22 protein-coding genes and 1 pseudogene are annotated in these 23,210 nt (G+C 24.8%); 1 reads left to right on the plus strand and 22 read right to left on the minus strand.

All coding sequences use genetic code 4. The features are described 5' to 3' along the window. From T405_RS02130 to rpsF, 21 genes are all read right to left on the minus strand, one after another. The coding region (locus T405_RS02130) for a transposase (RefSeq protein ID WP_036430659.1) at nt 1-212 on the minus strand (212 nt) is incomplete at its 3' end. 110 nt (nt 213-322) lie between these two features. Then, on the minus strand, nt 323-2,257 hold the full coding sequence (locus T405_RS02135) for an ABC transporter ATP-binding protein (RefSeq protein WP_051619538.1): 1,935 nt from the start codon (nt 2,255-2,257) through the stop codon (nt 323-325). Then, the gene (locus T405_RS02140) at nt 2,247-4,013 is read right to left on the minus strand and encodes an ABC transporter ATP-binding protein (RefSeq protein ID WP_036430626.1); all 1,767 of its coding nucleotides are present in this window, start codon (nt 4,011-4,013) and stop codon (nt 2,247-2,249) included. The genes T405_RS02135 and T405_RS02140 overlap by 11 nt, the downstream gene beginning before the upstream one ends. Then, nucleotides 3,997-4,317, minus strand: coding sequence for an ArsR/SmtB family transcription factor (locus T405_RS02145; RefSeq protein ID WP_036430628.1), 321 nt, complete (start codon nt 4,315-4,317; stop codon nt 3,997-3,999). The genes T405_RS02140 and T405_RS02145 overlap by 17 nt, the downstream gene beginning before the upstream one ends. A gap of 29 nt (nt 4,318-4,346) precedes the next feature. Continuing rightward, nucleotides 4,347-6,128, minus strand: coding sequence for a DEAD/DEAH box helicase (locus T405_RS03715; protein ID WP_156951235.1), 1,782 nt, complete (start codon nt 6,126-6,128; stop codon nt 4,347-4,349). A 13-nt stretch (nt 6,129-6,141) separates the two neighbouring features. Then, nucleotides 6,142-7,989, minus strand: coding sequence for an AAA domain-containing protein (locus T405_RS03720; protein ID WP_051619540.1), 1,848 nt, complete (start codon nt 7,987-7,989; stop codon nt 6,142-6,144). A gap of 2 nt (nt 7,990-7,991) precedes the next feature. Further along, entirely contained in the window at nt 7,992-8,351 is a 360-nt protein-coding gene (locus T405_RS02155; RefSeq protein ID WP_036430630.1) for a hypothetical protein, read from the minus strand. 198 nt (nt 8,352-8,549) lie between these two features. Continuing rightward, entirely contained in the window at nt 8,550-9,458 is a 909-nt protein-coding gene (gene rsmH / locus T405_RS02160; protein WP_036430632.1) for a 16S rRNA (cytosine(1402)-N(4))-methyltransferase RsmH, read from the minus strand. Nucleotides 9,459-9,461: 3 nt separating this feature from the next. Continuing rightward, nucleotides 9,462-9,881, minus strand: a complete 420-nt coding sequence (locus T405_RS02165; RefSeq protein WP_036430633.1) for a division/cell wall cluster transcriptional repressor MraZ — start codon at nt 9,879-9,881, stop codon at nt 9,462-9,464. A 64-nt stretch (nt 9,882-9,945) separates the two neighbouring features. Beyond that, nucleotides 9,946-10,638, minus strand: a complete 693-nt coding sequence (locus T405_RS02170) for a potassium channel family protein (RefSeq protein ID WP_036430635.1) — start codon at nt 10,636-10,638, stop codon at nt 9,946-9,948. A 3-nt stretch (nt 10,639-10,641) separates the two neighbouring features. Next, on the minus strand, nt 10,642-12,423 hold the full coding sequence (locus T405_RS02175; RefSeq protein ID WP_036430637.1) for a potassium transporter TrkG: 1,782 nt from the start codon (nt 12,421-12,423) through the stop codon (nt 10,642-10,644). 51 nt (nt 12,424-12,474) lie between these two features. Next, the gene (locus tag T405_RS02180) at nt 12,475-12,717 is read right to left on the minus strand and encodes a YneF family protein (RefSeq protein ID WP_036430639.1); all 243 of its coding nucleotides are present in this window, start codon (nt 12,715-12,717) and stop codon (nt 12,475-12,477) included. A 9-nt stretch (nt 12,718-12,726) separates the two neighbouring features. Further along, nucleotides 12,727-13,815: a zinc-binding metallopeptidase family protein gene (locus T405_RS02185; RefSeq protein ID WP_036430641.1), complete on the minus strand. Its 1,089-nt coding sequence runs from the start codon at nt 13,813-13,815 to the stop codon at nt 12,727-12,729. Nucleotides 13,816-13,818: 3 nt separating this feature from the next. Next, nucleotides 13,819-15,624: a translation initiation factor IF-2 gene (gene infB / locus T405_RS02190; protein ID WP_036430643.1), complete on the minus strand. Its 1,806-nt coding sequence runs from the start codon at nt 15,622-15,624 to the stop codon at nt 13,819-13,821. Continuing rightward, on the minus strand, nt 15,605-15,904 hold the full coding sequence (locus tag T405_RS02195) for a YlxR family protein (RefSeq protein WP_036430645.1): 300 nt from the start codon (nt 15,902-15,904) through the stop codon (nt 15,605-15,607). Before T405_RS02195 ends, infB begins: the two co-directional genes overlap by 20 nt. Beyond that, nucleotides 15,888-17,606 carry a NusA N-terminal domain-containing protein gene (locus tag T405_RS02200; protein ID WP_036430647.1) on the minus strand — a complete coding sequence of 573 codons (1,719 nt, stop codon included), beginning with the start codon at nt 17,604-17,606 and terminating at the stop codon, nt 15,888-15,890. Before T405_RS02200 ends, T405_RS02195 begins: the two co-directional genes overlap by 17 nt. 10 nt (nt 17,607-17,616) lie before the next feature. After that, nucleotides 17,617-18,048: a ribosome assembly cofactor RimP gene (locus T405_RS02205; protein WP_036430649.1), complete on the minus strand. Its 432-nt coding sequence runs from the start codon at nt 18,046-18,048 to the stop codon at nt 17,617-17,619. 117 nt (nt 18,049-18,165) lie between these two features. Then, a complete protein-coding gene (locus tag T405_RS02210) occupies nt 18,166-19,320 on the minus strand; it encodes an HAD family acid phosphatase (protein WP_051619541.1) in 1,155 nt (384 codons plus the stop codon). Nucleotides 19,321-19,476: 156 nt separating this feature from the next. Then, nucleotides 19,477-19,737 (minus strand): 30S ribosomal protein S18, encoded by a 261-nt coding sequence (gene rpsR / locus T405_RS02215; protein ID WP_036430651.1) that lies wholly within the window; start codon nt 19,735-19,737, stop codon nt 19,477-19,479. Between the two features lie 17 nt (nt 19,738-19,754). Next, nucleotides 19,755-20,291 carry a single-stranded DNA-binding protein gene (locus T405_RS03725; RefSeq protein WP_051619542.1) on the minus strand — a complete coding sequence of 179 codons (537 nt, stop codon included), beginning with the start codon at nt 20,289-20,291 and terminating at the stop codon, nt 19,755-19,757. Nucleotides 20,292-20,316: 25 nt separating this feature from the next. Beyond that, nucleotides 20,317-20,688, minus strand: coding sequence for a 30S ribosomal protein S6 (gene rpsF, locus T405_RS02225; protein WP_036430653.1), 372 nt, complete (start codon nt 20,686-20,688; stop codon nt 20,317-20,319). 177 nt (nt 20,689-20,865) lie between these two features. Here rpsF and topA point away from each other — a divergent pair, with 177 nt between their 5' ends. Further along, on the plus strand, nt 20,866-22,680 hold the full coding sequence (topA, locus tag T405_RS02230) for a type I DNA topoisomerase (protein ID WP_036430655.1): 1,815 nt from the start codon (nt 20,866-20,868) through the stop codon (nt 22,678-22,680). A gap of 242 nt (nt 22,681-22,922) precedes the next feature. On the opposite strand, the pseudogene T405_RS02235 reads toward topA, so the two are convergent. Then, a pseudogene (locus T405_RS02235) lies at nt 22,923-23,210 on the minus strand (IS1634 family transposase); the annotation flags it as partial.

Genomic DNA, 23,210 nt, shown 5'->3' on the forward strand with positions numbered 1-23,210 from the left:
TCATATGAACCGTTTCTGTAATTATCTTTAATTGCTTTTTCATGTTCATATCTATCATAACCAAGATAATTTTTCATCTCTTCTTGTAAAATTTTTTCAATTAAATCTTTAGTTTGAGACTTAAGAATTTCTTGAACGTCTTCAATAGTCTTTGGTTTATACTGATTATATAATTTTTCAGTATCAAGATTAAACGTATTTTTCTTTTGCATAAAAAATCTCCTAATATAAATATTTTAAATTAAATATTTGCTATTAAGAGAATTTACACAAAATTAACTACACTTCCTATTATTGAAATTTCAAAATATTTGCTTTATTTTTAATTAAATTGTGTTATTTTAATTGAGTTATTTAACAATTCATAATAAAATCCTTTTAATGCTAATAAATCATTATGGTTTCCTGTTTCAATTATTCTTCCATTTGAAATCACAAGAATTATGTCAGCATTTTTAATGGTGCTTAATCTATGAGCAATAAGGATTGTTGTTTTATTTTGTACCATATAATCCATTGATTTTTGTATTTCAAATTCAGTAATTGTATCAACATTAGATGTAGCTTCATCTAAAATTAAAATCGGCGAGTTTTTATATGTTGCTCTAGCTATAGTTAATAATTGTTTTTGTCCTTGTGATAAATGATTTCCTTTATCTGATAAAAATGTTTCTTCTTTTTTCTCTAATTTATTTATGTGATTTTTTAAATTAGATAATTCTATTGCGTTTTTGTATAAATTATCATTTACTAATTCAGTTGATCCATAAATAATATTATTTTTAACTGTATCACTAAACAGGGATGCATCTTGAAGGATAATCGCTATTATTTGTCTCAAACTATTTTTATTTAATGTTCTTATTTCTATATCATCTATATATATAGAACCTTCATTTATTTCATAAAATCCTACTAATAGATTAATAATAGTTGTTTTTCCTGAACCAGTAGGCCCTACTAATGCTAACTTCTGACCTTGTTTTAATTTAAAATTAATATTACTAAGAGTTTGCTTATCTTTATATGAAAATGAAACATTTTTAAATTCTATATTCCCTTCAACTTTTTTATATGAAATTATTTTTCCTGTAAAATCAACAAATTTATATGCTCAATATCAATCCTCTTCATTAATTGATTGTATTTCAGTAATTTTACCTTCTATTTCTTTTATTTTAACACACTCTATTGAACCATTGTTTACTTCTTTTTCATTTTGTAATATGTCAAAAACTCTTTTACCTCCAGCTAAAGCAATAATAATTGAATTAGCTACTTCTAATATAGAAGAAACTGGACCAGAAAAACTTTTTGCAAATTGTGTAAATGCTATTAATGTACCTATTGTTAAACCTATTCCTGCATAATTACCTTGGATAATTAAAATAGCACCAAAAACAGTAACTGTTAAATAACCTATTTCACCCATTCATATTGAAAAAGGAAAAAGTAAATCTGCCAGACCTCTTGCTTTAAGTTCATTTTTATATAACTCATTACTTAATTTTTGATATTTATTAATCATATTCTTTTCTTGGGTAAATATCTTAATAGTTTTAATGGAAGAAATTGCTTCTTCAGTAAAACCAGATAAAATACCATTATTTTTTTGTCTTAAAACAAATGCTTTTTTTGATTGTTGACCTATAAAATAAGAAAAAAGTAAGATTACAACCATCATTATAATCATTATTAGTGATAATAATCAATTTAAAATAAACATAACTACCACTGACACAGATAATGTAATAATAGTATCCATAATTCTAGGTAATGAATTAGATATGAAATCACGAAGTGTTTCAATATCAGAAGTGAAACGAGACATTAAATCACCTTTTTTATTATTATCAAAAAAAGCAATTGGTAAACTTTGGATATGTATATACAAATTAGTTCTTAGTTTAGTTAGAGTTTTAATAGTTACTTTTATCAATATTCTTTTTCAGAAAAAACCAGCTAATACAGTGATAAAAAATCACAATGCTGACAAAGTTACTACTAAATAAAAATTTTCATAATCAAAAGGTTTATTTTTATAATCAGATAAAAAGTTATCAACTATTATCTTTCCTATAAAAACTTGATTATATAACATTCCACCCGTGCTTATAATAATCAAAAAAACTGAGAATAATAATTTATACTTGTAATCTTTTCATAATAAATTAATTATTTTTGAAAATGTTGAAAATCTATCTTTATTAGAAATTTTAGATGTTTTTAAACTATAAATATCTCTTCTATACCTCATTTAAACTCCCTAGTGAGTTTTGAATTTCATACATTTCTCTATAATATTTATTTTTTAGCATTAATTCACTATGTGTTCCTATGTCTGAAATTTTTCCTTCGTCAATAACTAAAATTTGATCACAGTTTAGCACTGAGCTTATTTTTTGAGCAACTATTATTTTAGTAACTTCCTTAATATTATTTAAATTTAATTTTATTTCTTGTTCTGTTTTAGCATCTATTGCACTAGTTGCATCATCTAAAATTAAAATTTTAGCTTTTTTCAATAGTGCTCTAGCTATATAAAATCTCTGTTTTTGCCCACCTGATAAATTATTTCCTGATTGAGTAATAACATAATCTAATTTTTCAGGTTGATTATTAACAAATTCTCAGATACTTGCTTGTTTTAAGACATTTATTATTTCCTCATCACTTGCATTAGGATTTCCAATTAACATATTTTCTCTGATAGAACCTGTAAATAAACCTGAATTTTGAAAAACACCCGAGATTTGACTTCTTAAAGAAGTTAATGAATATTCTTTAACATTAATATTATCAATTAATACTTCACCATTTGACACTTCATAAAATCTTGTGATTAAGTTCAATAATGACGTTTTTCCTGAAGAGGTTTTACCTACTATACCTAAAGAACTACCTTTAGGTATAGTTAAATCAATATATTTCAATGTTTCTTCTTGAGCATTTTCATATTTTAAAGAAACATTTTTGAATTCTATATCACCATCAAGTGATTTGATAATAGGATTTTGAATTTCTTGTATTGAACTTTGATAATTAATTATTTGTTTATATCTCTTCATACTTGGAACAGATCTAAATAACTCACTTGTTATATTTAAAATAGCCATAAAAGAACCAGTTATCATCCAAATATAAGTAGAAAAAGAAACGATTGTTCCTGGTGTAATTTTATTTTCTAATACTTGATTAACACCAATTAAAACTAAAGTAATTAAGGACATAAAAATTGTATTCATAGTTACTATGTGATATCAAGTAAAAATCTTTTCACCTTTTATTGAAATTTCTCCCATTTCATTATTAATGGAATCATGTTTTTTTTGTTCTTTTAATTCTGTAACATATGATTTAATTACTTTAATTGAATGTAAATTTTCTTGTAATTTATTATTATATTCATCACTTTTTTTAAATGTTCTATAGAAAATTGGCATCCCATATTTTCACATTATTATAAAAAAGATAAATAAAATAGGTAAAGAAACACTAAAAATGATTGATAATTCAATAGATTGATTTAAAGCAAATATTAAAGCAGAAAGAAACATAACAGGCATTTTTATTAGGGGTACACTAAAAATCCTAAAAACTTTTGCTATATTATCTACATCTGTATTTAAATAATTTACAATAGCTCCTGTTGGATATTTATCAATATCTTGGAATGAGAAGTTTTGAACTTTAGTAAACAATGCATATCTTAAGTTTTTTGCATATCTATATCTAGCAATAACATTTAAATAAGAGCCTGTTATTGTTGAAATACCTATTAGAAGACCAAATGATATTAAAATTAAGATATTTTTTTGAACTTCAATTTCAATCATTGATTTATTACTTGATAAATCTTCTGAATTTAACAAATCAATGATTTTTTGGATAAATGTGGGCATGTATGTTCTTAAGAAAATATCAAATATACTTAATAAAAGTGTTATTATAAATAAAATTCTACAGCCATAAGAAAGTTTAAATAAAGAAGTTTTTTTATTTAATATGTCCATCTTTTAAACACTCACAATCTATATTTTGTTTATGATATTGATATATTATTGTTAATAAATTAAAATATTTTTCTTTAAATTCCTCATTTAAAAAATAATAATTGTATAAACCTTTTTTATTAACATCTACAATGTTTAAAGTTCTTAAATCATTTAAATGTTTAGAAACGTTTGATTGTTTTTCTTTTAATAAGTGAACTAACATTTGAACATCACATTCAGTTTCATGACAAGTAAACAAATGTAAAATTATTGATCGTTTCACATTTTTTGAAAGAACTGACAACACTTGAGATATATCCATATCTACTCCTTTAATAAATTATAAAATTATTACTTTTTATCTTCTTCTCAATCTTCTTCAAATTCATTCCCTGTTATCATTCAATTTGAAGTATCGTCATAAATTTCATTTTCATTTATTTTTGTAGAATTTTTAACATCTATATTTAATGAAGATCAATAATTTTCTTCGTTTTTATTATCTACTAATTGATGATTTGGTTGTTCTTTAAAATTTTGAACTAAATCACTTTTATTTGTGTTTGTTTGATTTATTTCAATAAAATCAATTTCTTGTGTTTGAGATAATAAAATTGAATTGATTTCTCCACTAACTAAATCATTAATGTTTGATTGTTCAATTTCTTTTATTTTTGTTTCTTTATTATCAATTACTTGTTCTTCTGGGATTATTATTTCGATATTAACATCATCTAATAGATAGTTACTTTTGTCATTTTCTTTAATAAAAGTTTTATCTACATACTCATTATTATTTTCAGTTTCTTTATATTGGAAGTTGTCTTCTAATAAATACTGATTTTTTGATGTATTTTCTTGAATTTTTATTAATTCTTCTTCTGATAATTCAAATCAATTATTAATCTGATTTTGAAATTCAACTCAAGAAATTGGATTTATGATATATGTATCATATTTTTTTGCACACAAATAACGATATTTGTCTCTTATTGTAACATATTCTTCAATAGGTGTACTTCCATATTCAAAAGTATCAAAAATAATACATTTATAAGGAGTTTTATTTTTTAATATCACTAAATCGATATTTAATGAACCTATATTATAATCTTCTTTGATTTGAAAAATGTTTGGATTATTAATTTCTTTTTTAAATTCTTCTATTACTAAAGATTTAAATCAAATATGTTTCTTTGCTTTTTTGAGTTCTTTAATATTTTGATTATTTACATTTTTTAATAATAATTCTGTTTTTTCAGTTTCACCTAATTCTAAAAACTCTAATCATTTTTTGAAGATTTTTAAATCTTCTGTTGAATTGTCTGATATAGTTAATTCATTTGATTTAATTGTTTTTACAACTATCATTTTTTCTTTAGCTCTAGAAATTGCTACATTTAATGAATTTTTACCACCATATCTAGATACATATGCACTAGAGAATTTTGTATATTTATCATATGCTACAGTAATTACTACTAAATCAGCTTCATCACCTTGTATGTTTTCTAAATTTCTAAGTAATAATTGTTTACTTTCAATTGCTTTCTGTAAATTTAAATGATTTTTATAGATTTCTTCTAAAATATATTCTTTTTGTTTTGCATTTAAAGACAATAGAATTATTTTATTATACTTATCTAGGTTTTGACTAACTATTTCAATTACTTTGTCTTTCTCAATTATGTTTTTATTATCTAGTCATTGCCCTTGAACTTCTATAACTTCAATTGGTTTTTTTTCTTTATTATTACATAAGTTTACTACATCTAATTGTGAATTATAAAAATATTTTGAACTAAAAGTCATTAATGAAGCACTATTAGACCTGTAATTTTTATCTAATAATATTTCATAAACACCTAACGATGATACATAATCTAATAATGAATCAACAGTACCAAAAATAGTTTCATCGCTACTTCTACTAGAAAATCAGTTAGTTGGTTTCATTTGTTCATTATCACCTGACAAAACTTTAATTTTAGATAAGTATAAAATAGGTAAGCCATATTCTATAAATATTTGACTCGCTTCATCTAATATCCCATAATCAAATTCATTTTTATTTCATACTGATAAATCCGAATCAGGTGTTGCTACTAAAATTGGAAAGATATTTTTGATCATTTCCGAATATTTTTTAATAAATTTTGTTGGAGGTAAATTTTTCAACCCTTACACTTTGAGCAAATTCCTTGTATAACCTCATTTGTTCTATTGAAAAATTATTTACTTTATTTACTATTCTTTCGCAAACTAATTTTTCTATTATTTCTGGTTTTACTAGAAATTGATTGTAATCTATTTTTTGATAAGTGTTAATTGAATCATTAACCTTAATAAATGGATTATTTTTAGATGTGTTTTTTATATTAACATCTTGAAATAACTTAACAACTTTAGCTAATGAACCTGAAAAACCATCAAAATGATTCTTTAAATTTTTAGAAATCTTTCTTATTTTTCAATACTTAGGAAAAAAAGGTTTAAACCTTGTATTATTTATATTAAGCAAATCATATGTTAAAGTATCATAATCTATTTTACTAGTTGTAAATTTTAAATCTTTCGGAATGCTACTTAATAAAATAGCATTTTCATAATAATTTGGTTCTATTTTATATTTCGATAAATAATAATAAGACTTAAATACTTTATCAGTGTCTTCTAAATCTAAAAAGTTATTGATATTATTTAAATAATTAATTTCAAATTTATTAATAAATGGTGATTTTTCAATAGTAGTTTTACTATTAAAATGTTCTAGCATTTTTAAGTATTCTTTAATAGGTTTATAAAAATTTTTCTTTTTTTCTTTTGTATTTAAATTAAACAAACAAAAAGCACTTAATTTACCTAGTCGTTCTTGAATAACTTCTAATGCCGCTTTTTTTTGTGAAGCAACTATAGCTGTTTTTCCGTAAATTAAAATATTACTCAGTAAATTAACTATTGTTTGAGACTTACCTGTGCCTGGTGGACCTTGAATAATTGTATTTTGACATAAAGCAGAAATAACTGCTTTATCTTGAGATAAATTAGATTTAGTTAAGTTAAATAATGAGAATTCTGGATTATATAAATATTTATCTATTGCATTTTTATATTTAGTTTTATTAAACTCGACTTGAATAATGTCATCTAATTCATTGTTTTCAATTATTTCTTTCATTCTAGCACGAGCATAACCGCCTGAAGGATTATAAATTCCTAATACTACTCCAGGATGAAAAATAATATTTAAGTTATTTATCTCTTCGTTATTTAAATTAATAAAGTTGCTATAAATGTTATTTGGTAACGTATATAAGTTTTTCCAGTCCCTTTGAAGCATTTTAACAACATCATTTATAATTTGATTATTAAGAAGATTTTCAAAGTTTAAATAAAAACCATTGTTATTTAAAAAAAACATTAGTTTTTCATTTATTTTAATCTCTGAATCACACGTTAAATATGGAAGACCATTTTTAAATGTTATGTATGCTTCTTTAAAAAACAATGGTGCATATACAACTTTTTCTTCAACACGTACTGATAAAAATAAAAAACCAATATGTAATGGTCATATATTTCTTAAATCTATAATGTCATTGATAGTAACATTTAATAATTTTCAAACATTAATTGTTTTTTGTTGGATAAGTTCAAGTTTATTAAGTAATTTAAATTGTTCATCTGTAAAATCATTGTTAGTATCAATATTATTTTGTTTTAAAATTTTTTCTTTGAGGATTTTGTCATTTAAATATATTAAATCTTCTATTGTTTTTGTTTTTCTTAATTCATTAATAAAATCAGTTAAGTTTCCATTTAATAAACTCACTTCAAACTTTTCATTATAAATTACTTCATCGAATTCATCTTGTCTTAAAATGGAAAACAGGTCAAAATGATTTTTATTATTTGTGTGTGTGAATATATCTGGTTCACCACTTTTAATGTTTAACAGATTATCTAAAATGATTTTATATTTTTGTAAATTCATTTTTACCTTTCTTTTAATTTATCATTCAATTCTTTTGCTACAATTGTGCTATATTCACCTAATGTTAAAGATATTGAATTAGAACGAACAAAAACACCTGAAACTCCTTTTAATTCTGCTAGTTTTGAGGTATTAATATTATGAACTTCTGATATATAGATACTGATTCTAGATGGTTTTAATTCCACTTTTTGAATTTTTTGTAGTCCTATAATACTCAATAATGTTTCTATTTTAAATGGCATTGTTTCTATTTGATAAATTGTATTTTTTTGATGTTGATTACTCTTTTTTCTTCATTTAATTCATATTAAACCAAATGTTAAAATACTATAAAAAAATAACTTAAATTGCTTTTTCATAGAATAAATTTTACATTATTATTTTATTTTGATACTTCAAAAAATCAGAAAATTTTTGTTTTAAATAAACTAAAGATATTATTAAATTTATAATTTATCATTCCCCAATGAAAATTATCGATTTAGTAATAATTTAAATAAAACTATTTAAGCATAATATTTGGGTTATATTAATTATTTTAATTTAAATAAAACTAATTAAGATTCCGATAGTTTTTTTAGTATTCTAAGTTTTGCGCTCTTAGATCTTCGATTTTGACTAACTTCAAAGTCTGAAGGAGGGATTTTTTTAGTTAGAAAAATCTTATTATCTTGAATTGGCATTTTTGATGGTATGTCACTTTTAGATATTTCTTTTAAATATCTTGATACAATTCTATCTTCTATCGAATGAAATGTAATTATTGATAAAGTTCCATTTTTATTTAATAATGACAAAGCATTATCAAGCATTTCTTTTAGAGAATTTAATTCATCATTAACTTCTATTCTAATAGCTTGAAAAATAGTTTTTGCAGGGTGTTTTTGTCTTAAAATAGCAGAGGGATATGTGTTTTTGATTATGTCAACTAATTCCAATGTAGTATTAATCGGTCTATTTAAAACAATAGCCTTCGCAACTAATATTGGTAGTTTTACATCAGCGTGCATTTTAAATATATTTACCAATTTTTCTACAGAGTAATTATTAACAATATCATATGCAGTTAATTGTTGGGTTTGATCCATTCTCATATCGAGCACTGAATCCTTATTATAACTAAAACCTCTTTCAGGGGTATCTAATTGAGGTGAAGAAACTCCTAAATCAGCTATAATTCCATCTACTTTAAGAACATTAAGATTATTTAATTTTTCTTTAAAATATCTAAAATCACTCTTGATTAAAGTAAAATTATTTGATATTTTTGATAATCTATTTTTTGAATAATTTAATGCAAAATCATCTTTATCAAAGGCATATAAATGACCAGTTTTTAATCTTTTTAGTATTTGTTCAGAATGTCCGCCCATACCAAGGGTTAAATCAACATAAATACCATCTACCTTTATATTTAATGAATCTATTGTTTCATTTAACATTACAGAATAATGTAAATCATTCATAATTTAAGATACCTTCTGAGCTATTGTTACTATATCAGTTAGTGAAATATTAGAATCTAATTCATCCAATCTTTCTTTAGATCAAATTTCTACTAGATTACCTACTCCAATAAAAGAAATTTCTTTTTGGATAGTGAGTTTATCTATAATAATTTTCGGGATATTAAACCTACCAACAGAATCTATTTTAACCTCATAAGAATTACCGAAAATAAATCTACTTAATAGTCTTGTTTCTGCCTTAAAACGACTTTGATTTTCTATATTTTCTTTATATTTTTCAAAATCTTTAAAACTTCTTATTTCAGCATTTCCATCAAATCCAAGCGTAATAACAATTGATTGACCTAATGCTTCTTTGAATACTGTTGGCAAAGTAACTCTATTTTTATCATCAATCACTCTGATAAATTTACCATACATTACCACTTCCTCCCACTATCCATATATATTTTACCACTAATAAAATAAATTTGTTAAAAAAACACTATGAATTAGTGTTTTTTGTACTTGTATCATTAAACCATTCAAAGGCAGAAGTTACATCATGAGTTTGACCTATAACAGTTACTACATCTCCTTCATTTATAAACGAATTACCTACAGGTCTATGATTTTTACCATTTGTTTTAATTAAAACTATATTGATTCCTCGATTATTTAAATCTAAATCTTTAATTGCTTTTTGACAAATATTTTTATTTTTAACAATTGTTGTTCCTAAAACAAAATCATCACCTAATTCCTGAAGGTTTTGACTAAATCTATAGAAATTAGGATTTGCAGCTATTAATGCAGTTCTAATTCCTGTTTCATACTCAGGCCTTACAATAACATCTACACCGATTTGTTTTAAAATTCTTGCTCTTCTGCGATCTATTGCTCTTCCGATAATGTTTTTTACTTTTAATTCTAGTAATGCTGAGATAATATCTATATTTTCAGGCACAGCTACAACAACTGTTCCAAATTTTTCTATACCTATTGATTTTAATAGTTTAGTTTCTGCAGCATCACCTACTATTAATCTTTCTACATCATCTGCATAAATTTTTAATTTATCTTCGTCTTCATCAATTATTGTTATTGACTTACCAAGTTTAATTAATTGTTCAACAACTGCTTGTCCAAAACGACCTAAACCTATTACTGCTATTTCTTCTGAATGTTTGTATTTCATATTTTATCCTATCGCTATGTCTTCTGTTATATATTCATAATTTCGATCTTTTGCTCTTTTTCTTTTTCAAACTAGTAATGTTGACGAAACTCCAAATTGACCTATGAACATTGTTAGTATAATACCTAATTTTGAAATAATATTTAAATCTTGAGTAATACCTGTACTTAAACCTGTTGTTCCAAAAGCACTTGCTACTTCAAAAATTAAATGTTCAGTATCATAAAAAGGTTTTGAAGAATCGAATGCTTTTTGTGTAATATAAGAAGTTTGTATATTTCCTCCGTGGATGTCAAATGAACTAAAACTAATAAAACTATTAAAGATAACAATCACAAAAGCAAATGCAAATGCTTGACCTGACATAAAAACAGTTTTTGGTTCAATTGCTCTTTTAAATAAACGAACTCTTTTTCTTCCTAATAAAACAGACACCCCACTCATTACTAATAATGCTAATGTAGTAGTTCTAATTCCACCACCAGTTGAAGAAGGAGCGGCACCTATTAACATCATAATAATTCAAATTAATGTACTTGAATGTGTAAAATGTCTTACATTTACTGTTGCAAAACCTGCAGATCTAGTTGAAAAAGCAGTGAATATAATAGCAAAAGTTCGATCAAACTTGCTTCCGTACATAGTTCCTTGATTTATATAGTCTTTTAAGGAACTTATTTCTCCTGGTATACTTCCTTGATTTAAGACATCGAATCATTCTTGTTGTTCTAATGGTAAATTTTCTTTGGTTGAAACTGTTAATAAATTTAATAAGTCTGGACTATTATTATATGCTTCAACTCATTTTATATATGTATTAGATAAATGTTGTGGAATATAAATTCTGTTTCATAAGGTTGAATTACTATGAGAAGTTGTTTCTAGACTTATAGTTATTATCATTCCTAGAAGTAAAACTAAAATATAAGTTATTATAGAAACTTTTGAAAACAAAGAAAAGTGATATTTCTTTTTGTTGCCCCTTAACTTTCTTTTTAAGAATTTATGAAAATCATAAATAGTTGGATAACCAATACCACCTATAACTAATAAAACAATAATTCATATTTGTAATCCATAATTTAGATAATAAGGCATTATAGATCGATTAGAAATAATATCAAAACCTGCATTATTAATAGCAGAAATAGTATGAAAATATCCAAACCTAAATGCTAAAGATCAATTTCCTTGTGGATTTATATATTGATTGTTTAAATATTTTGAAATTCCAAACGTTTGACTTGGGCTTGCAAAATAAAAATATAAAGACATAAAGAAACCAGAAAAAAGAATTACAAATAATAAAAACTTAACAGATGAAGTAACTAACTTAATAGTTGAATTAATATCGTTATCTCCGCGCTCACTTTGTAATACTTGAACTGACGTTAGTGTAGATACACTTTTTCGAAATAAATAATTTATTATAAAGAATTTGATAGCAAAAATTCCAATTCCTCCTAGAACAATTAAAATTGCTATAATTGCTTGACCAAACATATTTCAATATATATATGTATCATATACAACTAACCCGGTATCTGAAAAAGCACTAGCTGTTGTAAATATGGCATTGATATAATTCTTAAAAGAGTATCAATTTTGTTCTGGGTTATTTTGAGTAATTGGACTTCATAATAATAAACTAAAAACAAAAATTATTAGAAAGTAAACAAAAAGTATATACCTTAATTGTGAGATTTTTTTGTGCCATAAATGAATTCTGTTAAAAAACTTTCACAATTTTGAATTTCTTAAGAATCTTTTAAATCTCAAGAACATATTTCTCCTTATAAAATAAAAAACTCATTATATCTATAATGAATTCTATAATTATTTTTTATCTGCATTTTGCATTGATTGCATTATTTGTCTAATTTGTTTTTCGCTTGCTTTTCTTCCCATTTGATTAAACATTACACGAATTGCTTTTTCTGTAATTGGAGGGTTTTCTTTAATTTGTTTTTCAAATAATCTTTTAATTACAAAAAATGTAACTAAACCAGCTGCTATTGCAACTCCTAAACAAACAAAAATTATCATTAAAACAAAAGATAAAGTTTGCATTTCTACCATAGTTTCTCCTTAGTTGTATTTAATTTTATCAAATTCTTCTTTATTTAAGTCTTTTAAGAAATTTACTAATAAATCAGTTGCAGCTAATAAATCTGAGATAGAACATACTCCAATTGGACTATGTAAATATCTTTGTGGAAGTGAAATTGTTATTGTACTTGCTCCACCTTTTGCAAATTGTAATTCTTTTGCATCCGTTCCTCCACCTGCTGCTATAAATTTATAAGAAGGTATATTGTATTTTTGGGAAATTTTTTCAAAATAATTAATTAATTTAGGGTCCATTAATGTTCCACCATCTTTAACTCTAATGGCTGCACCTTTAAATAATTGAGTTGTTCCAGGAATGGTATCAATTGTATCGTGTGAAGATGTTGTATCTAGAGCAATAGCTATATCAGGATTAATAATTGAAACAGAACTTCTCGCTCCTCTTGTTCCAACTTCTTCTTGAACAGTACCTACTAAATATAAATCAATATCCAATTCATAATCTTTAATTATATTAGCAATAGTTTCTAGAACAGTAACACCTGCTCTATTATCCATTGCCTTTCCTCCAATTAAATCGGAATTTTTAAAGAAAACTGTTTCACCTGATAAATAAACTCTGTCACCTATTTCAACACCATTATCAATTGCATCTTGTTTATTTTTAAAACCAAAATCTGCATATATTTCATCACTTGTGATTGCTTTAGATACTTTTGAAGATTCCATTATATGAATACTCGTATGACCAAATACTCCATCAAATTCTTGGTTATTTGAAGCTATTAGTGTAGCTTTAGTACCAATTACAACAGAAGGTCAAATCCCTCCTACTGGAGATAATAATAATTGTCCTTTATCATGAATTAATCTTACTAAGTACCCAACTTCATCCATATGTGCAGTTATCATTACTTTTGGTGCATTTACTTTTTTAGAAGATTTATGAAAAATTATTGAACCTAACTTATCTCTTGAGACATTAAAAATCTTTGTGTCTATGTTTTTTCTTAATTCATCTGCTACTGGTTCTTCATATCTAGACATTCCTTTAATTTCAAGATATGTAATTAGTCTATTTTTAAATTGTTCAATTCTTGAATTCATAAATTAATTAATCCTTACATCTTCATAAAACTCTAATACGTCATCTAATTCTATATCATTAAAATTTTTGATATGTGTTCCAAAATCTTTTCCTTTAACTACTTCTTTTGCATCATTTAATTCACGTTTTAAGGATTCTAAAACACCTTCATGAATTAATTTACTTTTTCTATAAACTTTAACTTTACATTTTTCTTTAACAACACCGGAATCTTGTAAACAACCTGCTATTTTTCCTACTTTGGAATAAAAGAAAACTTTTAAAATATGGGCTTCTCCTATTTTTCTTTCCTCATAAACAGGTGCTTTTTGTCCGTCTAGTAGTGTTTGGCAGTCTTCTATAATTTTATAAATAACATTATGTTCTATTAAACTAATATTTTGTGCTGCTGCATTTTGTTTCATATTAGAAGGAGTTTTTAAGTTAAAGACAAATATAATGGCATTAGAAGCTTGAGCTAATAACAAATCATTTCCATTAACATAACCAGCAGAAGCAGCAATAACTTTAACTATTGCTTCTTCATTTTCCATACTATTAATTTGCCCTTTAATAGCTTCACTAGTTCCATGAACATCACTTTTTATTATTACATTAATTACTTTTTTACCATCTGTATTTTGCATTGCAACACTTTTATCATGTAATAAATTCATTTTATCTGCAAATGCTTTTTCATTGGCTAGTTTTTTTGCGAACTTTTCATCACTAAAACCTATGAATTTGTCTCCTGCATCTGGAGCATAATTTAATCCTGTTATTATCCCTGGTTGTCCTGGTAAAACTTTTTCTAGTGGATTACCTTGTGAATCTGTTAAACTTCTAATTCTTCCATATCTAGACCCTGCAACTATAAAATCTCCTTTATATAAAGTACCATTTTCAATTACTATAGTTGATACAGCACCCGCTCCTTTATCGACTCTAGATTCTATAACAGTTCCTATTGGATATCTTTTTGGATTTGCTTTTAAATCCATGACTTCTGCTAGTAATGTAATTTCATCGAATAATTCTGTAAGACCTTCTCCATTTATAGCTGAACCGTATACGATTTGTACATCTCCACCATATTCGCTTATAACAACTTCATTTTCTGCTAATTCACCTTTTAATCTATCTAAATCTTTATTAGGTTTATCCATTTTATTTACAAAAACAATAATAGGAACATTAGCTGCTTTTGCATGTTGTATAGCTTCTTTAGTTTGTGGCATAACACCATCATCTGCAGCTACAACTAAAATAATGATATCTGTAACTTTAGCACCTCTGGCACGCATTTTAGTAAATGCTTCATGTCCAGGGGTATCTAAAAAAGTGATATGTGATTTTTTATGTGCAATTTCATATGCTCCGGTATGTTGAGTAATACCGCTTGATTCTGAAGCTACTATGTTTGATTTTCTAATTTTATCAATTAAAGTAGTTTTACCGTGATCAACATGTCCCATTACTGCAATAATTGGATTTCTTGTAATTAAATCTTCTGGTTTATCTTCAAAATTGACTTCATCTAAGAAATTAGAACCGTCAACATTTGTTTCTTTTTGAAAATCTAAACCATTTTCTATGCATAATTCAGCAATTTCTTCTTCTGAAAGAATATGATTAACGTTATACATTTTTCCTAATAAGAAAAACTTTTTAATAATATCGTTTGCACTTATATTTGTTGATTTTGAAAAATCTGCAATTGACATTTTACTAGTGAAAATAAAAACACCGTTTTTTACTTCTGTTTTTGTTGTTTGTAATTGTTCTTTTATTTCTTTAACATTACTTATTCTATGATTTTTTTTTGCCATATATGAACTCCTTGATTTTAATATCCATTTCTTCATATATTTCTTTTGAAATATTAGTTCTAAATGAACGATTTAATAATTTATTTTTTTTAATTTTCTCTCAATTCTCTATGTTTAAAATGAAATAACAACCCCTACCTTTTAAAACTTTTTCGTAATCCACGCAGATAAGATTATTTTTTTTATCGTAATCAATTCTTAATAAATTTGAAATATTTGTAATTTGGTTTGTTGCAATACATTTACGATTGTAATTTTGTTGTTTAATTATCTCATTCATCTTCTAAATCACTTAAGTCTAAATTAGAATCTAAACCATAATTAGCTAAATCTGAATCAATTTTAAAATCTTTAATCTTTTTATATTCTGAAATAACTTTATCTTTTTTGTTAACTTCTGTTTTTGTTGATTTTGTTTTTTTATTAGAATCATCCTCTGCATATTCTTCAAATTCTGTTTCATCAGCAAAGTTTATATCAAACGAATCATTTAAATCATTAACAAAATCATAAGGATCATTGTTAACATTAGTTGATGTTAATTCATCTTCAACTTGGTTGAATAGTTCATCAAAATTTGAAGTTACATTTTGATTCTTAGATTTTTCTTCTTTTTTAGTTTCAACAACATTTTCTTTAATTTGATTATCTAATGAATTAACTGAGTTAAAGAACTCCATAACATCTCTGTCAAATTCTTCCATTGAAATTGAAAAGTCTTTGAAGTATTCACTTGATTTAGATTTTTTACTTCTATTTTGTTTTGAATGATTAAACAATGGCTTTTCAATTGATGAAAAAGTGTTCTTTTTAATTGTAGGTTCTTTAAATGGTATTTTGCTTTCTATTGCTTTTTCAATATCTATAATATCAATTTTATTACCAGTTAACTTTGAAGCTAATTCAATGTTTATACCTTTTTTACCTATTGCTATAGTTTTGTTTTCTTTTGATACTATAACAAATGCTTTTTGAGTTGTTTTATGTATAGCAACATCAACTACCTTTGCAGGAGATAAAGCATTTTTAATATATTCTTTTTTATCATCCGAATATCTAATAATATCTATTTTTTCACCGATTTTCTCTGATACAGCAATAATTCTTCTCGCATTTTCACCAAATATTGAACCTATAATATCAAAATTAAATGATTTATTTGGATTTGGTCTAACTGCAACTTTTGTTCTTATACCTGGAATACGTTGAATTTTTACAATTTCAATGTCTCCATCACTAATTTCTTGAATTTCAGATTTCAATGCATTTTCAACTTGTTCAGGTTCAATCATTGAAACTTCTAATAAATGTAATGAACTATCTAGATTAACAGATTCTAAAATTACTTCTATTGATGAACCAGGGTGTACATCTATTGATTTATTAACTTTTGAACTATGTAAATGAGCTAAATATTCTCTTTCGTTTTCATAAATTTCAACTGAAAAAGAACCTCTTTGTAAAACATTTTTAACTTTTCCGAAAAATTTTTGACCAATTTTTGATTCAAAAATTGTTTTAACTTTTTCTTTTTCTATTCTTTTTAATTCAGATTTAAAACCATTAAAGATAGCTGATTTATGTTTTTGTGTTAATCAGCTAAAATCAAATTCAATTTCTGCTAAATCATCAACTTGAATTTCTGGATTTTTTATTCTTGCTTGCGATAAAGGTATATCAATTAATCTTTGTGGATTAGGTTCATCTGAATTTTCATCAAATTCTATTTCTTCGTCTTCAACTACGATTCCATTTTTAATAATAGTTAAAACTACTTCTTTTTTATGATCTGCAATAAAAACAACTTCTGCATCTGGATTTATATCTCTTTGAAGTGCTTTTTCTGTTTCTGATTCTAAAATTTTTAAAATAACTTCAAAATCTAATCTGTGAGTTAATGCAAAACCACTAATAACTTTATATCAATCACTATTTTCGCTTGTTTTTTTATCTATTTTATTTAAATCATCTTTGTTTAACATTTTAATTCCTCTAAAATTTAATATAAATTTCTATATTTGATATATTATCCTTACTTATTTGAATTTTTCTAAATTGTCCTTTTTTATTTCTTTTAAAGACTAAAAAACCATCCTTTTGTTCAATAAATTTAACTATAAAACTATTATTACCTTCAAAACTTTTAATAGTTTGAATTTTTAGTTCTTTATCTTTATATTGTTCAATTTCATCTATATTAATTGCTGTATCTTGACCTTTTGATAAAACTTCTAAGTTATAATCATCCTTAAATCATTTTTGACTGTCTAAAAAAACTGATATTTTTTTGCTTATGTTTTCTACATCTGATAAATTATTGAAACTTGTAATTATTTCTAGAGTATTTCCAAATTCATTTTTTAGAAGTTTTGCATCAATAATTATAGAACCAAATTCATTTTCTAAAATTTCTTTGTAATTCATTAGTTCCTTTCAAAATATGAAAGAGTTGTACTTTCGTACAACTCTTTATTCTTAATACAATAAAGTAATTTAATTATATCATTAAAATGTTTTAATTATTAAATAAAATTAAATTAATTAAGATTGTGGTTTAGATGGTTTTCAAATAAATTCTTCAATTGCTTTATCCATTGCTTTTATTTTATCTTCTGTAGATAATCCATAGAATCCTTTAGCAAGACCTGATTCTCAACCACCATAAGATGCATTACCACCTATTAAAACATAAGATTCAGCTCATGTTTCATTTTCTTTGGTAACTGAACCATCTGCATTTTTTGTGTATTTAACACCTTTTACAGAAGTATCAAAATTACCAAATAATTGTTTAATATCATTTAATGTTTTATTTCTTTCTTTATTAATTTTATGTGCTGAAGAAACATCATTAAAGTCATCAAAATTATCTCCAACTCTCATTACTGTTTTTAATGCAACTGAGTTTCCAAAAGTTTTACCTTCAGTAGTTAAATCTCATTTTTTAGAATTTACTAAATTCATTCTATCTTCTTTTTCTGATTTAACTCTTTTGTTTGATGAATCTTTTTTAATTGTTGTTCAAGGTTTTGCATTATCTAAATCAACACCTTGCATTCAGAAAGTTCAATCAGCTAAGTAGTTTGCATTTAATCCTTCAGAAACTAAATTATCTCTAGTTGGAACTAATTGATTTTCTTGTTCTCTGTTTGAGTTATACATTACAACTCCACCATTTTTTCAAACATAATCAATAAATTCTAATGCTCCTGCTATTTTTCTTGCTTGTTTATCTTGAACAAATTCATTTCAAATTGAAGAATTAAAATATTTGTGATTTTTAACTAACCAGTTTTGGAAAGAATAATTATTTAATACAGTTTCATCAATATCCATAAATACAACTGGTATAGCTTTACCTTCAGTTGTATTTGAAATTGTTACATTTCCGTTAGCATCAACATTTACTTTATCAGTTTCGAAAACTTCAAGTTGACCTTTTACTAAGGTATCGAATTGTTTTTTAGCAGAGTTGTATAATGTATAAGACATTGCATCTTTTTCTGCTGAAACTGTGTTTCAGATATTAGCTAAATATCTTACACTGTCTAAAATAACTTGATTTTTATCTAATGTTTCTTTTTGTGGTGTTGTTGGTTGTTCTGGTTTTGTTTCATCTTTACATGAAACTGCTGTAGCTACTGGTATAATGCTTCCAATAGTTGCTAATGATAATAAAAGTTTTTTTAATTTCATAATTTTCCTTTGTTTAAAATATTGTGTAAGTTTATTATATATTTAATTAGTCCAAATTGATTTAAAAATGAATAAAAACTAACTTTTGTTATGAAAAAAAACATGAAAAATTCCACATTTTTGCATAAATAAAAGCAGTCAATGACTGCTCTATGATTATTTTGACATGTTTCTTGAACGTACAACTGAATAAGGTATTAATGCAATAAATCTTGCTCTTTTGATTGCATTTGCTACTTTTCTTTGGTGTTTTGCGCATGTTCCAGTAACTGATTTTGCTTTAATTTGTGCTGTTGCAGAAACATATTTACTTAATAGTTCAACATTTTTATAATCAACATAATTTAAATTTTCTTCGCAGAAAGAACAAACTTTTCTTTTATTTAAAAAAGTTTTTTTACGTTTAATATATGCCATCTTTACTCCTTTAATTATTAATCATATATATCATAATCTTTATCCAAATCTGGTTCTTCAGTTAGTGAACTAAAATCATGATTTGAATTAGTTTCATTTTTTTCTAAATCATAAGATGTTTTAGACTTAGAAAATTGAATATTTCCAGGAATATTATTTGAATTATTAAAGTTTTTTTCATATGTTGTTTTAGAATCAATTACATTTTCACCAAAAGAGCGATTTTCAATTCTATCTTGAATTGATTTACGAGATTCTAAAATAGTAATATTATCAACATTAACATCAAACGATCTTCTTCTTTGTTGAGTTGCTTTTTCTATATATGAATCAACTTTAATGCTACCTTCTATTAAAATTTGTGTTCCTTTTGGAGCATATCTTTTTAAAAACTGTGCATTTTGATTTCATGCTACAAAGGGAACGTAATCTGTTACTTCTGCAATACCTCTACGTGATACAGCTAAAGTTCCTCTGACATATGAATTACCATTGGAAGTAATATTTAATTCAACGTCATTTGTTGTTCTTCCAATTAACATAACTTTGTTCATTAATACTCCTTAATTATTCTAGACATTAAACTGTTTTTGCTTTTTCAGTTTCTTTTGAATCTGATTTTTTAACATATGTTCTTTTGGGTCTAAAATTTTTAGTTGATTTTGTTGAGTTTAATCCTTTTTCAGAATCTAAATTAACTATTAAAGTTCTTCATATTTCTTTAATAATATTTGTACGACGTGTAAATTCATTTGGTGTTTTTGAATCAGCTTCAACTAAAGCTAAAACAAATTGTCCATGTTTTGATTTATTAATTTCGTATGCTAATTCATTTCTTTCTAATTTTTCTGCTTTTTGAACACCTTTACCAAAAACATCAGAAAGTAAATCAAAAGCAATTTTAATATCTGCTTTTGGGTCTACAATTAACATAATTTCATATTTGTTCATTTTTCTCCTTATGGTCTTTCTGGGCTAATAGCCAAGGAGTACACTTATTAATAAATATACTCTTGTATATTATAAACATATTTTTATATAATGGAAAGTTATTTAATAAAATAATATTTAAGTCATTATGTATCTATTAAATTTTAATAATTTTTAAAATTATAGTATTATTAAAGAATGAAAAATTTAGTTATTGTGGAATCTCCTAACAAAGTAAAAACTATACAAAAATATCTAGGTGATGATTTTCAAGTGGTTGCTTCTGTTGGACATTTTTTAAAAATGAAAACTGATGGAGAATTTGGTTTGGGTATTGATTTTGAAAAATGAGAACCAAAGTATTCATTAGATTCAAGTAAAAGAAAATTAGTAACAGAAATTAAAAGTCTAATCAAAGAATCAGAACATATCTACATTGCTACTGACCCCGATCGTGAAGGTGAGGCAATTGGAAGTCACTTAGTAAATTATTTTAAAATAGAAGATAAATACTCAAGAATTAAATATAATGAAATTACTAAAGATGCTATTTTAAAATCATTTAGTAATGCTACAAAATTAGATTTTGGTTTAATAGCTGCTCAACAATCAAGAAGAATGCTTGATCGTATCATTGGTTTTAGAGTTACTAATTTAATTAAAACTAAATTTAAGAATTCACCTGGTTTACCAACAGCAGGTAGAGTTCAATCAATAGCTTTAAAATTAGTTGTTGACAGAGAAAAGGAAATTAATGCATTTGTTCCTCAACAATATTTTAAATTATCAGCAAAATTAAAAGATAATCCTACACTTGCATATTACTTTAATCCAGAAAATGAATCAGAGTATAACGATTGAATTTTTACTAATGAAATAGATAAAGTCAAAACAGATATAGAAAATGCTCAAAAGATTTTGAATGTAATTGATATTAATGTTTCAAATCGTAAGGTTTCTGCTAAAACACCATTTAAGCAATCAATTTTATACAAAAAAAGTCCTTTTAGTGCTTCATCTACACAAATTATTATTCAAAAACTTTATGAAGGTTATGGAGAAAGTGGTTTGATTAGTTATCCAAGAACTGATAGTACTAGATTATCACAAACTTTCATTGATCAAGCACATTCATATATAAAAAATAAATGAGGTCAAGATTATATCGCTTCTGAAATAAAAGGATTTTCAGGAGATCAAGATGCTCATGAAGCCATTAGACCTACTGATATTAGTTTAACTCCCGAAAGAGCTAGAACTATTTATCCAGAAATGACAGATCAAGAATATAAAGTATATAAATTAATTTATGAAAATACATTACAGTCTTTAATCAAACAACCTATTAGACAAAGTAAACAATATACTTTTAATAATGGCGAATATAAATTTAGACAATCATTTTCTAAAGTAATTTATGATGGATATTATGTAGTAACAGGATTTGATGAAGAGTTCTTAGACCCTAATTATGAATTAAATCAAATAGTGGATGTTGAGGAATTCAACTTCGAAGACCATGAAACCAAACCAGCACCAAGATATAATGATGGTACTTTAATTGAAATGTTAGATACAATTAAAGTTGGTAGACCTTCAACTTTTGCTTCAACAGTTAATATAATTAAAGAGCGTGCTTTTGTTGAACCTAATTTACCTGTATTAAAACCAACAGAATTCGGAATGATAGTTAATGATTACTTAATCAACACTTTTCCTGATATTTTTAATGAAAAATACACAGCAGAAGTTGAAAGTCAATTAGATAAAATAGCAGAACATGAAATAAATAAAAATGTAATTATGAAAAACTTTTGAGACAATTTTACAGAGGTAGTTAAAAATGCTTCAAGTAAATTGGAAGTTGTTCAATTTGAATTAACAGAAATAGAAAAACCTTGTCCTAACGATCAAGGAATATTATTAATTAGAAATAATAAAAGAGGTCAAAAATTCATAGGATGTAAAAACTTCCCTAAATGTAAATATACTGAAAGCTTAGTTAGTGAGTAAAATCAATACCTTTTGTTAAGGTAACATAATTTAATGTATACAAAAAAATTTTTCTCCTGTTTTTAAGGGAGAAAAAGTTTTTTTATTAAGGAAACACAAAAAAATATTTATTAAAGTATCTAAAGAAATAATTATTATGCATTAGAAATACAAATATGTTTCTCGTTTTCAATTATCCTGAGTTTCTGAGTTAATTAAGATAAAAAGACGAATAACCCTATGAAATAGGGAAATTCGTCTTTTTATATATCTAATTTACTATGTATAAAATCTGTGAATTTTTTAATTAATACATAATTCTGAAAATCTTTTTTGTTGTTTTCATTTGTTTCAAATAATGTCTCTATTATTTTCTTATCAACCTTTTTAACTATTTTGTTAGCTGTTAATATAGCTTTAATAAAGTTATCAGTTGTTATTTTAAAATCAATAAGTCCTGCATCTTTTTTAAATGACTCATTCAATAAGTGAATTATTGTCTTAATTATTACTAAAGATAAATAACACAAGATAAAGTGACCTTTAATATG

This window comes from Mycoplasmopsis felis ATCC 23391, from assembly GCF_000701865.1.
Taxonomy (GTDB): domain Bacteria; phylum Bacillota_I; class Bacilli_A; order Mycoplasmatales; family Metamycoplasmataceae; genus Mycoplasmopsis; species Mycoplasmopsis felis.